Raw genomic sequence first — 14,644 nt, forward strand, 5'->3', positions numbered from 1 at the left:
CCCCGGAACCCGTCGTCGGGTTCCGGGGCGCCGGCTCGTGGCGTGCCGGGGCGCGTGCCCTACACGACCAAGCTCACCAGCGCCGCCACCGCGAATCCGGCGACCGAGAGCACCGACTCCAGGACCGTCCAGGACTTCAACGTGTCGCGCTCCGAGATCCCGAAGTATTTGCTGACCATCCAAAAGCCCCCGTCATTCACGTGCGAGGCAAAAATCGACCCCGCCGAGATCGCCATGATGATCAGCGCCAGATGGGCCTGCGACATGCCCTGGCCCTCGATGAGGGGGACGACGATTCCCGCTGTCGTCACGATGGCGACCGTTGCCGAGCCCTGGGCCACCCGTAGGACGAGGGAGAGGAGGTAGGCCAGGACGATGACGGGGAGGCCGACGTTGTGGAAGGTGTCGGAGAGGGCGGTGGCGATGCCGCTGCCCTTGAGGACGGCGCCGAAGATACCGCCGGCGCCGACGACCAGGATGATGTTGCCGACCGGCTTGAGCGAGGCGGTGGAGACCGTCTCCAGGGACTTGCGGGACCAGCCGCGGCGGATGCCCAGCAGGTAGTAGGAGAGCAGCAGGGCGAAGGTCAGGGCGACGAAGGGGTGCCCGAAGAACTCGATGACCGAGCGGCCGGTGGAAGGCGCCAGGGCGATCGAGGAGAAGGTCGCCAGGAGGATGAGGATCAGGGGGGTGCCGATGATGGTGAGGACGGTGCCCAGGGAGACCGGCCGCTCGTGGGGTTTGACGCCGGACGCGGCCTTCTCCGCGGTGACCGCGGCCTTGGCCTCCTCGGCGGCCTCGACCATGTCCTGCGGGACCGCGACGAAGAGGCGCTTGCCGATCCAGGCCGCGTAGCCCCAGGCGGCGAGCACGGCCGGGATGCCGCAGACGATGCCCATGAGGATGACCCAGCCCAGGTCGACCTTGAACAGGCCGGCGGCGGCGACCGGGCCGGGGTGCGGCGGCAGGAAGGCGTGGGTCATGGACAGGCCGGCCAGCAGCGGCATGCAGTAGAGGAGGATGGATTTGCCGCTGCCCTTGGCGGCGGCGTAGACGATCGGCGCGAGGACGAAGATGCCGACGTCGAAGAAGACCGGTATGCCGAAGATGAGGCCCGTGAGGCCCATGGCCAGCGGGGCGCGCTTTTCACCGAAGACGCGGAGCAGGCGGGCGCTCAACACCTCGGCGCCGCCGGAGACTTCGAGGATCGCGCCGAGCATGGTGCCCAGGCCGATGATGATGGCGACATGCCCGAGGATGCCGCCCATACCGGTCTCGATCATCGAGACGGCGTCGGACTTCTGCACCGTGCCGAAGAGTTCGGTGACGGAGAGGCCGGCGGCCAGGCCGACGGCGATGGAGACGCCGAGCAGCGCGACGAAGGGCTGCAGCCGGACCTTGATGATCAGGAAGAGGAGCAGGGCGATGCCCAGGGCGGCGACCGTCAGGAGGCCCGCGGTGCCCGGTATCAGGGCGAGCAGTCCACCGGTGTGGGGTGGTGGTGGCGGGGTGGGGGTCGTGGCAGCGAGGAACATGGAGTGACTCCGTGGGCAGGCAGAGGAGGTTCCAGGGCAGGGGGGACCGCGGCACGGCGCCCCGTCGGTCCGGGGCGCCGTGCCGTGCGGCGAGGGGTGCGCGTGCGGTGGGTGGTGCGCTCGCGCCGGCGTTAACAGCAGGCGGGGCAAGGGGGTTGGCGCCTCAGCTCAAGACCGCGAGCGCGTCGATCTCGATGAGCAGGCCCTTGGGCAGCCCGACGTAGACCGTGGTGCGGGCGGATGCCGCCTCCTTGAGGCCCTCGGCCTCGAAGTAGGCGTTGTAGATCTCGTTCATCTCGGCGAAGTGGTCCACGTCGGTGAGGTAGACGCGCATCATCATCACGTCGTCCCAGCTCGCGCCGCCCTCCTGAAGGATCGCCTTGACGTTGGCGAAGGTCTGCAGGGTCTGCTCGCGCAGTGTGGGGCCGGCCGGGGTGGGGGCCTGGCCCTCGATGGCGGGGAGGAAGCCGACCTGGCCCGCGACCTGAAGGATGTTGCCCTTCTTGACGCCGTGGGAGAACTTCGCGGGCGGGGTGGTGTGGGTGGCCGGGGTGAGCGCGATCTTCTCGGTCATGGTGTTCAGGCTTCCTGTACGGGACCGGTGGGTGACTGGGGAATGGCGGTTCCGGAGTACTCCCGGCTGATGGTGTCGGCGGTGCGGCGTACCAGCGGGAGCAATGTGAGGAGTTCATCGGCGCTGACGACGACATTCGGCGCGGAGACCGACATGGCGGCGACCACGCGTCCGTCCGCGCCGCGGATGGGGGCCCCGACGCAGTTGATGGACTCCTCGTGGCCACCGAGGTCGGTGGCCCAGCCCTGTTCGCGGACCTTGGCCAGTTCGGCGAGGAAGGCCGTGGCGTGGGGGGCCGAACGGGACGTGTAGAGGGGGTAGTCGAGCCTTTCCGCGAGGGCGCGGCGCTCGGGTTCGGGGAGGTCGGCGAGGAGCAGCTTGGCGACCGCGGCGACGGTGATCGCGACGGGTTTGCCGATCCTGGAGTACATCCGGACCGGGTAGCGGCTCTCGACCTTGTCGATGTAGAGGACCTCGTTCTCCTCGTAGACCGCGAGGTGGACGGTGTGTCCGCATTTCTCGTTGAGTGCGACGAGGTGGGGGTGGGCGATCTCGCGTACGTCGAGGTTTTCGACGGCTTGCTGGGCGAGGGCGAAGAGCCGGGCGCCGAGGCGGTAGCGCTGGTCGGGCTGGCGGTAGACGATGCCGTGTTCGTGCAGGGTGCGCAGCAGGCGCAGGGCGGTGGATTTGTGCACGCCCAGCCGGCTCGCCACCTGCTCCAGGTTGGCCGGTCCTTCGGCGAGCAGCGGAAGGATGCTCAGTGCGCGATCGACTGTCTGACTCATGATCGAACCTCGCCGGTCCCGCCCCGGCGTGCGTCCGGGACGCGGCTTTTCATGGTTCTCTCGCTTCGCTCGTTCACTGTGCTGGGACCTCCACCCGTGCGGTGCGCACCCCGTCGGTCGTCCAATCGGGGCCGAGTCGCAGTGTGCCCCAGTCGGCGGCGTCGAGGGCGGCGAGCCGGTCAGCGAGGGCGCGGGCTGGCGGGGTGCCGAGGTCGCCGAGGACGGTGAGGGAGGCGGCGGCCATGAGGTGGCCGTGCCGAAGGCGGGCGTGGACGGGCAGCTCGCGGAGGGTGCCGGAGAGGAATCCGGCGGCGAAGGCGTCGCCGGCGCCGACCGGGGCGACGATGTCGACCTTGAGGGCGGGGGCGTGGGTGACGGTGTCGGTGCCGTCGGCCTGCCGGTCGTGGACGGTGGCGCCGGCGGCGCCCTGTTTGACGACGAGGGTGGCGGGCTCGGGGAGGGCGTCGCGGAGGGCGTCGGGGCCGTGCAGGTCCCAGGCGGCCTCGGCCTCGTCCTCGCCGACGAAGACCAGGTCGCAGCCGCGGACGAGGTCGAGGAGGATCTCGGGGCCCTGGGCGGGGTTGCGCCAGAGGCCGACGCGGTAGTTGACGTCGAAGGAGACGAGGGGGCGGCCCGGGGTGCGGCGGGTGAGGGTGCGCAGGACGTCGAGGCAGCTGCCGGAGAGGGCCGCGGTGATGCCGGTGAGGTGGACGATGCGGGCGTGGTGCAGCGCGTCGTGGTCGAGGAGGCCGGGGGCCATGGCGGAGGCGGCGGAGCCGGCGCGGTAGTAGAGCACTTCGGCGCGGTCGGTGGCTTCGCCGTCGACGCCGGTGGCGCGTTCGCCGGCGGTGCGGAAGTAGATGCCGGTGGGGCGCAGCGGGTCGCGCTGGACGTGGCGGGTGTCGACGCCGCAGTCGGCGATGGCGGCGACGAGGTGGTCGCCGAAGCCGTCGGTGCCGACCCGGGAGATCCAGCGGGTGGTGTGGCCGGTGCGGGCGAGGGTGCAGGCGACGTTGGACTCGGCACCGCCGATGGCGCGGTCGAAGGAGGGTACGTCGGCGAGCCGTCCGGGCAGGCTGGGCAGGAAGGTGACCATGGACTCGCCGAGGCAGACGACATCGACGTCCGGGACGGTTTCGCCGTCCGGGCCGGTGGTGTCGCTGACGTTCGAGGACCTGGTCACGATCGGCTGCGCTCCTTCGCTGTGCGGGGGACGCGGATGTCCGGTGTCCTTGTGCGTCCGGGCGGGCCGTCTCCGCACGGCATGCGGGCGTTTCCCGCCGGGTTCCCGCCGGGTTTCGCACCATTGACCGGGCGCTGGCTCGGATGTTAGACAGCTGTAAGCGATATGCGCAATGAGTGTTGCAGAGAGTGCAACAGGATATCTGAGGAGGCCCCACATGGCCGGCGAGCGGCTCGCGCAGGGACTCAAGGGACTCGCGGACGAACGGGTCGATCACCGCTTCAAGGCGCTCCCCCCGGACGCCGAGGGCCTGACCGTCGGCGAGCTGGCCGCCGAGCGACGCAACCTCTTCGCCGACGGGTTCACCACCCCCGTCCTCGCCCTCTCCGCCGAGTCGGTCGAGCACAACCTGGCGCTGATGGAGACCTACTCCACCCGGCACGGCCTGGCCTTCGCCCCGCACGGCAAGACCTGCATGGCCCCGCAGCTCTTCGCCCGCCAGCTGGAGCACGGCGCCTGGGGCATCACCGCCGCCGTCCCCCACCAGGCCCGGGTCTACCGCAGCTACGGCATCCAGAAGATCTTCCTGGCGAACGAGATCGTGGACGCGGCCGCGCTGCGCTGGCTCGCCGGCGAGCTGGCCGACGATCCGGACTTCCGCTTCATCTGTTACGTCGACTCGCTGCGCGGCATCGAGCTGATGGACACGGCGCTGCGCGCGGCCGGCGCCACCCGCCCGGTGGACGTCGTCGTCGAGCTGGGCGCCGGTGAGGGCGCCCGTACCGGCGTCCGTACGGAGACCGAGTGCCTGGAACTCGCCGACGCCATCGCGGGCGTGGACACCCTGCGCCTGGTCGGCATCGCCGGCTACGAGGGCGAGGTGCCCCGGGCCGACTTCGAGCGAGTGGCGGCCTGGCTGCGCCGACTGGTCGCGCTGGCCGTGGAGTTCGACAAGGCGGGCCGGTTCGCCGACCTCGACCAGATCGTCATCAGCGCCGGCGGCAGCGCCTGGTTCGATACGGTCGCCGAGGTCTTCGCGGAGATCCCCGCACTGTCCGCCCCGGTCCTCAAGCTGCTGCGCTCGGGCGCGTATGTGTCGCACGACGACGGCCACTACCGCCGTCTGACCCCCTTCAACCGCATCCCGGAGGAGGGCGCCCTGGAGCCCGCCTTCCGTCTGTGGGCGCAGGTCGTCTCCCGCCCCACGCCCCAGCAGGCGTTCCTCAACGCGGGCAAGCGCGATGCGGCGTACGACCTGGATCTGCCGCAGGCCCAGGTCGTACGGTCCGGCCGGGACGGCACCCTGCGGCCGGCGGACGGCCTCACCGTCACCGGGCTGTCCGACCAGCATGCCTGGGTCGCCACCGAGCGGAGCGGCGATCTGGAGGTGGGCGACTGGGTCGGCCTGGGCCTGTCGCACCCGTGCACGTCCTTCGACAAGTGGCAGCTGATCCCGCTGGTCGAGCGGGACGGCACGGTCACGGACTTCATCCGCACCTTCTTCTGAAGGCAGCCCCGGCCCATGGACACCGTGCTCCGCGGCATACACGTCATCGACGGATCCGGCGGCCCGTCCTACCGCGCCGATGTCGCCCTGGTCGGCGGCCGGATCGCCGAGATCCACCGTGAGTCGGACGGCGGCCCGCGCCCGGGCGCCGCCCGTGTCGTCGCCGCCGACGGGCTCGCCCTCTCCCCCGGCTTCATCGATATGCATGCGCACAGCGATCTCGCGCTGCTGCGTGACCCCGGGCACGAGGCCAAGGTGGCCCAGGGCGTCACCCTCGAAGTCCTCGGCCAGGACGGCCTGTCGTACGCGCCGGTCGACGACCGCACGCTCGCCGAGGTCCGCGCGCAGATCACCGGCTGGAACGGCGGAGCGCCCGGCGACACCTCCCTCGACTTCAACTGGCGCACGGTCGGCGCATACCTCGACCGCCTCGACCACGGCTTCGACGGCCGGGGCATCGCCGTCAACGCCGCCTACCTCGTCCCGCAGGGCACCGTCCGGATGCTCGCCGTGGGCTGGGACGACCGCGAGGCCACCGCCGACGAGCTGGCATGGATGAAGCAACTGGTCGCCGAGGGCCTGGAGCAGGGCGCGGTCGGCCTCTCCTCCGGTCTGACGTACACCCCCGGCATGTACGCCTCGGACGCCGAACTGACCGAACTGTGCCGGGTGGTGGCCCGCTACGACGGCTACTACTGCCCGCACCACCGCTCCTACGGGGCGGGCGCCCTCCAGGCGTACGAGGAGATGGTCGCGCTCACCCGCGAGGCCGGCTGTGCGCTCCATCTCGCGCACGCCACCATGAACTTCGGCGTCAACAAGGGCCGCGCGCCCGAGCTGCTGTCCCTCCTGGACGGCGCGCTGGACGCCGGCGCGGACATCACCCTCGACACCTACCCCTACACTCCGGGCTGTACGACCCTGGTCGCGATGCTGCCGAGCTGGGCGAGCGAGGGCGGTCCCGAGGCGATCCTGGCCCGCCTGAAGGACGAGGCGACGGCCGAGCGCATCCGCCACGTCATGGAGGTGGAGGGCGCCGACGGCTGCCATGGCGTCCCCATCGAGTGGGACACCATCGAGATCTCCGGGGTCTCGGACCCGGGCCTGGCGGGCTGCGTGGGCAAGACCCTCGCCCGCAGCGCCGCCGAACGCGGCGAGGAACCGTGGGTGACGGCCCGCCGCCTCCTGATCGACGACCGCCTCGGCTCGACGATCCTCCAGCACGTCGGACACGAGGACAACGTCCGCCAGATCATGCGCCACCGGGTGCACACCGGCGGCAGCGACGGCATCCTCCAGGGCCACAAGCCGCATCCGCGCGCGTACGGCACCTTCCCCCAGTACCTCGGCAGGTACGTCCGCGAACTGGGCGTGCTGTCGCTGGAGGAGTGCGTCGCCCATCTCACCGCGCGCGCGGCGGCCCGGCTGCGGCTGCCCGACCGCGGCCTGGTCCGCGAGGGCTACCGCGCCGATCTGGTCCTCTTCGACCCCGACACGGTCGCGGCGGGATCGACCTTCGACGCCCCACGCACGCTCCCGACCGGCATCCCGCACGTCCTGATCGACGGCCGGTTCGTGATCGAGGACGGGCGGCGGACGGATGTGCTGGCGGGGCGGGCGGTGCGGCGGACGGCCGGTCGCGGCTGAGGGTCAGATGAAGGTGGCCCACCCCTCCGGCTCCCCGAAGCTCCGTTTCGTACGCCGCGGCGGCTCCTGGTCACGCGGCGGAGTCGGGGCCCGGGTCCCGTCCCCATCCCTGCCCCTGTCCTGCATGGCGGCCAGCACCAGTTCGCGCAGCTCCTGCTCGTTGTTGGTCAGCTTGGCGCCCATCGCGGCGGCCCGCTCCTCACGGTCGGTGGAGCGACGGATGGTGAAGAAGACCACCGGACCGCCGTAGTTCCCGTCCGCCTTGAGCCGCTCCACCATCTCGAAGCCCGCAGAGTGGTCCGAGCCCCGGCTGATGTCGGAGATCAGCAGGTCCGGGGTGCGATTGCGGAGAGCCTGCACGGCGGCGGCGCTCTTCGGCACGTGGTTCACCTGCACCCCGAGACCCTCCAGCACCTCGCGCACCACGCCCTTGCGCTCCGGCTGGTCGTCAACCCACAGGACGTCGAAGGCCGGTGCCGGGTAACCGCTCTGCGGCGGGTACCCGCTCGGCGCCGGGTACGCCCCCTGTGGCACCGGGTAACCGCTCTGCGGCGGGTATGCCCCCTGTGGCACCGGGCCCTGCGGCGACTGCCCCACCGGCACCCCGCCCTGCGGCGGCGGCATCTGCAACGGCTGGGGCTGCGGTGTCCCGTAACCCCCGTACGGCTCGTGCCCCGGCCACGCCAGCGGCGGCCCGAAGCCTGTGGCGTAGCCGTCCACGCGGGACCCCGGCATCTCCTGCCACACCGGGGCCCACTCCTGGGACATCCGGGTCGGCTCCCCGCCGGAGCCGAGGGGGCCCTCGCGCAGCCGCTGGAGCAGCCGGTCCGCGTCCGGGCGGCCGGTCAGCTCGTCGACCAGTGAAGTGAACGCCGAATTGATCACCAAGTCCGGGAATTCACTGGGCAGTTGGCGCTCCAGCGCCGTCAGTACCGCTTCGCCGGACGCGCCGACCGGCTCCGGCGGCAGCAACTCGTACCTCGCGAGGAAGTCCCGTACCTCCGCCGGCGACTGTACGACCGGCTGCCCGGCCGCGGCGGCCAGCAGCGTCCGCCGCACCTCCCTGTACGTACGGAATTCGGCCATCACATCGCCGTCGATGGTGCCCGACGGCCCGGTCATCATCCGGTAGAAGTCGGGATAGAAGTACTGCAGCAGCAGCGTCCTGATCACCGCGCCTGGACCGAAGTCGCGCCAGACGGGGTTCAGCGTGGCTTCCAGGACGAAGCCGTTGACCAGGCGTTTGATGCGGCGCGGGTTGCGGTCCGAGCGCTGGGCCAGCAGATCCACCAGGGCGTCGTCGAGCAGCGGCTCCACGCCCGCGGTCCGTGCGCACCAGCGGATGTACTCCTTGACGCCATGGTTGTCGGCGGCCGGAATCCGGTAGCTGGTCTGAAAGATCTTTTCCATGAACGCCGAGCCGGCCGGCGACAGATCGCGCAGCAGCCCGTTCGGCCCCAGCGCCGACCGGTCGCAGCCGATCACGAACGCCAGCCCCGGTACGTCCAGATAGACCTTCACCGCCTCGCAGACCGCGAGGACCGTCTCCTCCGAGCAGCGGTCGAGGTCGTCGATGAAGACCACCAGGAGCCGGCGTGGCCGGAACTCGGCGGTCTGCGACCACTCCTGCACCAGATCGCCGATCGCGCCCCGCATCTCGTTGCGGGCCTGGGAGTTGACGGAGAGGCTCTTCCACAGCTCGTCGACCAGGCCGGCCACCCCGAGCGGCCCGGCGGCGACCGTGGTCAGCGCCCGTACGGCCCGCAGCAGCGCGCGCCGTTCGGTGACCCGTTGCAGTCCGCGGCGCAGCACCCGCCGGTCGAAGCGCATCAGGACGGACTTGATCAGCCCTTCCAGCGCGTCGGCGCCGGTCGAGGTCCAGGCGTTGTACCAGACGGTCTCCACCTCGGGGGCGAGCGCCAGCTCCGCGTCGACGAGCCGCATCAGGCTGCTCTTGCCCATGCCCCAGCCGGCGTCGACGGCGAGCGTGAACGGAGTGGACTCGCGGGAGGCGACCAGCAGCCCGGCGAGCTGGCGGGCGGCCTGGCCGGCGCCGAGCAGATCCGCGCCGGGCTCGGCGACCGGTTCGTCGTTGAGCAGCGCGAAGGGGCCGTGCGCCGGGGGTGGTGCGGGCGTGCCGGTCGGTGCGGGAGCGGGTGGCGGTAAGGGCGCCGAAGTGGACATGCGCCCGGAGCGTACCGGCGTACGCCTCCGCCCGCCGGTTCCCCGCGAAATCAGCAGCATGCACGGACTCATCGCCGCGACGGCCGGCCGCATCCCGTCACCGCCCGTGAGGAAATCCACACCTTCCGCTGATCAACGTGGGGAAAAACACCGGGCGGGCGCCGAAACGCGCCCGTAAAGTGGCGGACATGCAGGTCATCCAGTCAACGAAGCTCGCCAACGTCTGCTACGAAATCCGTGGCCCGGTGCTTGAGGAGGCCATGCGGCTGGAGGCGGCGGGGCACCGCATCCTCAAGCTCAACACGGGCAACCCGGCGGCGTTCGGCTTCGACTGCCCGCCCGAGATCCTGGAGGACATCCTCCGTACGGTCGGGACCGCGCACGGCTACGGCGACGCGAAGGGCCTGCTCTCCGCCCGCCGCGCGGTGATGCAGCACTACCAGACCAAGGGCATCGACCTCTCCGTCGACGACATCTACCTCGGCAACGGTGTCTCCGAGCTGATCCAGATGTCGATGCAGGCGCTGCTGGACGACGGCGACGAGGTGCTGGTGCCGGCCCCCGACTATCCGCTGTGGACGGCGTCGGTCTCGCTGTCCGGCGGTACGGCCGTGCACTACCGCTGCGACGAGCAGGCGGACTGGATGCCGGACCTCGCCGACATCGAGCGCAAGGTCACCGACCGCACCAAAGCGATCGTCGTCATCAACCCCAACAACCCCACGGGCGCGGTATACGGCGATGAGCTGCTGCGGGGCATCGCGGAGATCGCCCGCCGGCACAACCTGATCGTCTGCGCCGACGAGATCTACGACAAGATCCTCTACGACGGTGTCACCCACACCCCGTTCGCCTCGCTCGCCCCCGACCTGCTGACCTTGACCTTCAACGGGCTGTCCAAGGCGTACCGGGTCGCCGGCTACCGCAGCGGCTGGCTGGCGGTCTGCGGCCCGAAGGCACATGCCGCCTCGTACATCGAGGGGCTGACGATCCTCGCCAATATGCGGCTGTGCGCCAATATGCCGGCCCAGCATGCGGTGGCCACGGCCCTCGGCGGCCGTCAGTCGATCAATGATCTGGTGCTGCCCGGCGGCCGGCTGCTGGAGCAGCGCGATACGGCGTACGAGCTGCTGACGCAGATCCCTGGTGTCAGCTGCGTCAAGCCCAAGGGCGCGCTGTACGCCTTCCCGCGGCTGGATCCGAAGGTCTACAAGGTCAAGGACGACCGGCGGATGGTGCTCGATCTGCTGCGCGCCGAGAAGATCATGATCGTGCACGGCACCGGCTTCAACTGGCCGGAGCCCGATCACTTCCGCCTGGTCACGCTGCCCAGCAAGGACGATCTGACGGATGCCGTCACCCGGATCGGCTCCTTCCTCGACGGTTACGGACAGTACTGAACCACCGCGACTTCTATACGGGCCACAATTTTAGACAGTGTCCAAGCTAGGATGGCCCCCTGGACGTTCCTCAGGAGGCCATCCCATGTACGAACCGATCCGCACCAAGTCGGTCCACACCATGGCCGCAGCCCAGGAGATCCCGCACCGCTCCCGCGAGGAGGAGCTGGACATTCGGCTCGCCGGGCAGCTGACCGCGCTGCTCACGGTCACCGACGAGCTGCATGCGCTGGCGACGCGGGCCGACACCCAGGAGGCCCGGGAGCTGGACGCCGCCGCGCTGGCCGACGCCGCGGACCGCATCGCCGAGCAGGTCGCGCGGCTGAGCGGCGGCCCCTACCCGCTGCGCGCCGAGCCCAGCGACGGCGGCACCCCCGCCCGGGTCGAGGCGCTCCGGCAGCGCGCCCACACCCTCGCCGGGAACGCCCTGGCGGTCGCCACGTCCCGGGACGACGCCGCGGCGATGGCCCTGGCGGCGGAGCGGATGGAGGCGCACGCCGCGCCGCTCCGGGATCTCGCCACGGCGTGAACGTGCCCGCGGGCGGGCCGCCGTCAGGCGGACCGGCGCGGCCCCGGCATCACTCCACCGGCCCATCCAGGGCGGTTCATCTCGCGCCGGCCGGTGCGACGCGGTCCGCCGCCGACATCTCGCACCGGTCCACGGTCCAGGCCGTTGCCCGTTCACTCAGCGAGAGGCCCAGGCCCGGCCGGTCCGGTACGAACATCCGGCCCTCGCGCAGCTCCAGCTGCTCGTTGAACAGCGGCTCCAGCCATTCGAAGTGCTCGACCCAGGCGGTCCTGGGGTAGGCGGCCGGTGAGCACCTTGGCGTCACTGATCGGCTCGAACGCACACGCCCGCCATGCCGTCTCGCGAACCGTGGTGCCGTGACGCCGTGACGCCGTGGTGGCGGGAAACCTTCTCCCGCCACCACGGCGATCAGCCACCGGACACGGTGCTCAGCCGAGGCGCTGAACCAGCGCGCGGTACTCGTCCCACAGCTCCTTCGGCGTGTGGTCACCGAAGGTGTTGAGGTGCTCGGGGATCAGCGCCGCCTCCTCGCGCCACACGTCCTTGTCGACGGTGAGCAGGAAGTCGAGGTCGGCGTCGTCGAGGCCGAGGCCCTCGGTGTCCAGCGCGGCCTTCGTGGGCAGCACGCCGATGGGGGTCTCGACGCCCTCGGCCTTGCCCTCCAGCCGCTCGACGATCCACTTGAGCACCCGGCTGTTCTCGCCGAAGCCCGGCCACACGAAACGGCCCTTGTCGTCCTTGCGGAACCAGTTGACGTAGTAGATCTTCGGCAGCTTGGACTGGTCCTTGTCCGCACCGACCTTGACCCAGTGGGCCATGTAGTCGCCCATGTTGTAACCGCAGAACGGCAGCATGGCGAACGGGTCGCGGCGCAGCTCGCCGACCTTGCCCTCGGCCGCCGCGGTCTTCTCGCTGGCGACGTTGGCGCCGAGGAAGACACCGTGCTGCCAGGTCAGCGACTCGGTCACCAGCGGTACGGCGCTGGCGCGGCGGCCGCCGAAGAGGATCGCCGAGATCGGCACGCCCTTGGGGTCCTCCCACTCGGGCGCGATGATCGGGCACTGGCCGGCCGGGACGGTGAAGCGGGCGTTGGGGTGCGCCGCCGGGGTCCCGGACTCCGGGGTCCAGTCATTGCCCTTCCAGTCCGTGAGGTGTGCGGGCTGCTCCTCGGTCATGCCCTCCCACCACACATCGCCGTCGTCGGTGAGCGCGACGTTGGTGAAGACGGAGTTGCCCCACATCGTCTTCATGGCGTTGGCGTTGGTGTGCTCGCCGGTGCCGGGCGCGACGCCGAAGAAGCCGGCCTCGGGGTTGATGGCGTAGAGGCGGCCGTCCTCGCCGAAGCGCATCCAGGCGATGTCGTCGCCGATGGTCTCGACCGTCCAGCCGGAGATGGTGGGCTCCAGCATCGCGAGGTTGGTCTTGCCACAGGCGCTCGGGAAGGCGGCGGCGACGTACTTGGACTCACCCTGCGGCGGGGTGAGCTTGAGGATCAGCATGTGCTCGGCCAGCCAGCCCTCGTCGCGGGCCATGACGGAGGCGATGCGCAGCGCGTAGCACTTCTTGCCGAGCAGGGCGTTGCCGCCGTAGCCGGAGCCGTAGGACCAGATCTCGCGGGCCTCGGGGAAGTGTGAGATGTACTTGGTGGAGTTGCACGGCCACGGAACGTCGGCCTCGCCTTCGGCCAGCGGGGCGCCGAGGGTGTGCACCGCCTTGACGAAGAAGCCGTCCTCGCCGAGCTCGTCGAGCACCGGCCGGCCCATGCGCGTCATGGTGCGCATCGAGACCGCGACGTAGGCGGAGTCGGTGATCTCCACCCCGATGGCGGAGAGCTCGGAGCCGAGCGGGCCCATACAGAACGGGACTACGTACATCGTCCGGCCGCGCATCGAGCCGCGGAAGATGCCCTTCTCGCCCGCGAAGCTGTTTCCTTCTTCTCCGGTAAAGATGGCCCGCATCTCGGCAGGGGCCTTCCAGTGGTTGGTTGGGCCGGCGTCCTCCTCCTTCTCGGAGCAGATGAAGGTGCGGTCCTCGACGCGCGCCACGTCCGTGGGGTCGGATGCCGCGTAGTACGAGTTGGGGCGCTTGATCGGGTCGAGCTTCTTGAACGTTCCCTTGTCGACGAGCTCTTCGCACAGACGCTCGTACTCCGCCTCCGAGCCGTCACACCAGACGACCCGGTCGGGCTGGGTGATCGCTGCGATCTCGTCGACCCAGGAGATGAGGTCCTGGTGACGGGTCGGAATGGTGGGAGCCGCGTTGTCGCGCGCCACGATCGCTCCTAGATGAGGGTGTGGACGGATTCCTGCCCGTTTTGAGGGAAAAATCCGCTTCTTTTTTTGTTTGCCCCTTGGGGGCTGCGACCCGGATGCTTCGTGACCGCTCATCCGGTGCCGACCGCACTCATTTGATCATCCGACCCCAATAAGGTTCTGTCCAGAGGGCGACTTCGTGACCGTCACCACTTCCGCACGAATCGGTAACTTACGGTTGCGTAGGTAGCATTGCGCCATGACTTCCGCGCCCGACGCCGCCGAGAGCCAGCCCCCCTCCGCGCCGCCCGCGATCGCGGCGGTCACCGCCGCGGCCGCGCCGCTCAAACCCAAAATGCGTGGTTGGCTGCACGCCGGAATGTTCCCCGCCGCCCTCCTCTCAGGTGTCATCCTCACCGCGCTCGCCGACAGCCCCCGAGGCCGCCTGGCCTGCGCCATCTACACGCTCTCCGCCTGTCTGCTCTTCGGGGTGAGCGCCCTCTACCACCGCGGAAATTGGGGCCCGCGCGCCGATGGCGTCCTGCGGCGCCTCGACCACGCCAATATCTTCCTGATCATCGCCGGCACCTACACCCCGCTGACGATGCTGCTCGTGCCCGGATCGCGCGGCCAGGCCCTGCTCTGGGCGGTCTGGGCGGCCGCCGTGGCCGGTATCGCCTTCCGGGTCTTCTGGGTCGGTGCACCACGTTGGCTCTACACCCCCTGCTACATCGCGATGGGCTGGGCCGCCGTCTTCTTCCTGCCCGACTTCCTGCGCAGCGGCGGCGTCGCCGTCCTCGTACTCGTCATCGTCGGCGGACTGCTCTACAGCGCCGGCGGCGTGATCTACGGAATCAAGCGCCCCAACCCCTCACCCCGCTGGTTCGGCTTCCACGAGGTCTTCCACTCCCTCACGCTGGCGGCCTTCGTCGTCCACTACGTCGGCATCTCGCTGGTGGCCTATACGCACGCCTGAGCCACCCCGGCCCCGACCGGCCGGCACCCCCCGCCCCCTCGCGCCACCGTGGCCGCGGCCTTCAAGCCGCGG

The 14,644-nt window shown here is 70.5% G+C and carries 12 protein-coding genes; 5 read left to right on the forward strand and 7 right to left on the reverse strand.

The genetic code is table 11. The features are described 5' to 3' along the window. Nucleotides 1–59: 59 nt before the first annotated feature. The 4 genes from DY245_RS23720 to DY245_RS23735 all read right to left on the reverse strand — a co-directional run bounded on the left by DY245_RS23720 (nt 60) and on the right by DY245_RS23735 (nt 4,077). Nucleotides 60–1,535, reverse strand: a complete 1,476-nt coding sequence (locus tag DY245_RS23720; protein ID WP_128509259.1) for a GntP family permease — start codon at nt 1,533–1,535, stop codon at nt 60–62. A gap of 163 nt (nt 1,536–1,698) precedes the next feature. Further along, complete coding sequence (locus DY245_RS23725; protein WP_128509260.1) at nt 1,699–2,109, reverse strand: RidA family protein; 411 nt, start codon at nt 2,107–2,109, stop codon at nt 1,699–1,701. Between the two features lie 5 nt (nt 2,110–2,114). Then, nucleotides 2,115–2,894, reverse strand: a complete 780-nt coding sequence (locus DY245_RS23730; RefSeq protein ID WP_128509261.1) for an IclR family transcriptional regulator — start codon at nt 2,892–2,894, stop codon at nt 2,115–2,117. Nucleotides 2,895–2,967: 73 nt separating this feature from the next. Then, entirely contained in the window at nt 2,968–4,077 is a 1,110-nt protein-coding gene (locus DY245_RS23735) for a sugar kinase (RefSeq protein WP_425329433.1), read from the reverse strand. Between the two features lie 217 nt (nt 4,078–4,294). Here DY245_RS23735 and DY245_RS23740 point away from each other — a divergent pair, with 217 nt between their 5' ends. Then, the gene (locus DY245_RS23740; protein ID WP_128509263.1) at nt 4,295–5,584 is read left to right on the forward strand and encodes an amino acid deaminase; all 1,290 of its coding nucleotides are present in this window, start codon (nt 4,295–4,297) and stop codon (nt 5,582–5,584) included. A gap of 15 nt (nt 5,585–5,599) precedes the next feature. Further along, on the forward strand, nt 5,600–7,231 hold the full coding sequence (locus tag DY245_RS23745) for an N-acyl-D-amino-acid deacylase family protein (RefSeq protein WP_128509264.1): 1,632 nt from the start codon (nt 5,600–5,602) through the stop codon (nt 7,229–7,231). 3 nt (nt 7,232–7,234) lie between these two features. Here the strand turns inward: DY245_RS23745 and DY245_RS47590 are convergent, their stop codons facing one another. Next, nucleotides 7,235–9,415: a P-loop NTPase fold protein gene (locus DY245_RS47590; RefSeq protein ID WP_280524997.1), complete on the reverse strand. Its 2,181-nt coding sequence runs from the start codon at nt 9,413–9,415 to the stop codon at nt 7,235–7,237. 188 nt (nt 9,416–9,603) lie between these two features. Here DY245_RS47590 and DY245_RS23760 point away from each other — a divergent pair, with 188 nt between their 5' ends. Both DY245_RS23760 and DY245_RS23765 read left to right on the forward strand, forming a co-directional pair. Then, nucleotides 9,604–10,815: a pyridoxal phosphate-dependent aminotransferase gene (locus tag DY245_RS23760; protein ID WP_128509265.1), complete on the forward strand. Its 1,212-nt coding sequence runs from the start codon at nt 9,604–9,606 to the stop codon at nt 10,813–10,815. An 85-nt stretch (nt 10,816–10,900) separates the two neighbouring features. Continuing rightward, nucleotides 10,901–11,344, forward strand: coding sequence for an SCO4983 family protein (locus DY245_RS23765; protein ID WP_128509266.1), 444 nt, complete (start codon nt 10,901–10,903; stop codon nt 11,342–11,344). Between the two features lie 76 nt (nt 11,345–11,420). Here the strand turns inward: DY245_RS23765 and DY245_RS23770 are convergent, their stop codons facing one another. Beyond that, a complete protein-coding gene (locus DY245_RS23770; RefSeq protein ID WP_342354210.1) occupies nt 11,421–11,648 on the reverse strand; it encodes a hypothetical protein in 228 nt (75 codons plus the stop codon). Between the two features lie 124 nt (nt 11,649–11,772). Further along, nucleotides 11,773–13,617 (reverse strand): phosphoenolpyruvate carboxykinase (GTP), encoded by a 1,845-nt coding sequence (locus DY245_RS23775; RefSeq protein WP_128509267.1) that lies wholly within the window; start codon nt 13,615–13,617, stop codon nt 11,773–11,775. A 238-nt stretch (nt 13,618–13,855) separates the two neighbouring features. On the opposite strand from DY245_RS23775, the gene trhA reads away from it, so the two are divergent. Beyond that, nucleotides 13,856–14,572, forward strand: a complete 717-nt coding sequence (trhA, locus tag DY245_RS23780) for a PAQR family membrane homeostasis protein TrhA (protein ID WP_128509268.1) — start codon at nt 13,856–13,858, stop codon at nt 14,570–14,572. Nucleotides 14,573–14,644: the final 72 nt, after the last annotated feature.

It is taken from the genome of Streptomyces inhibens, assembly GCF_003389455.1.
Classification (GTDB): domain Bacteria; phylum Actinomycetota; class Actinomycetes; order Streptomycetales; family Streptomycetaceae; genus Streptomyces; species Streptomyces inhibens.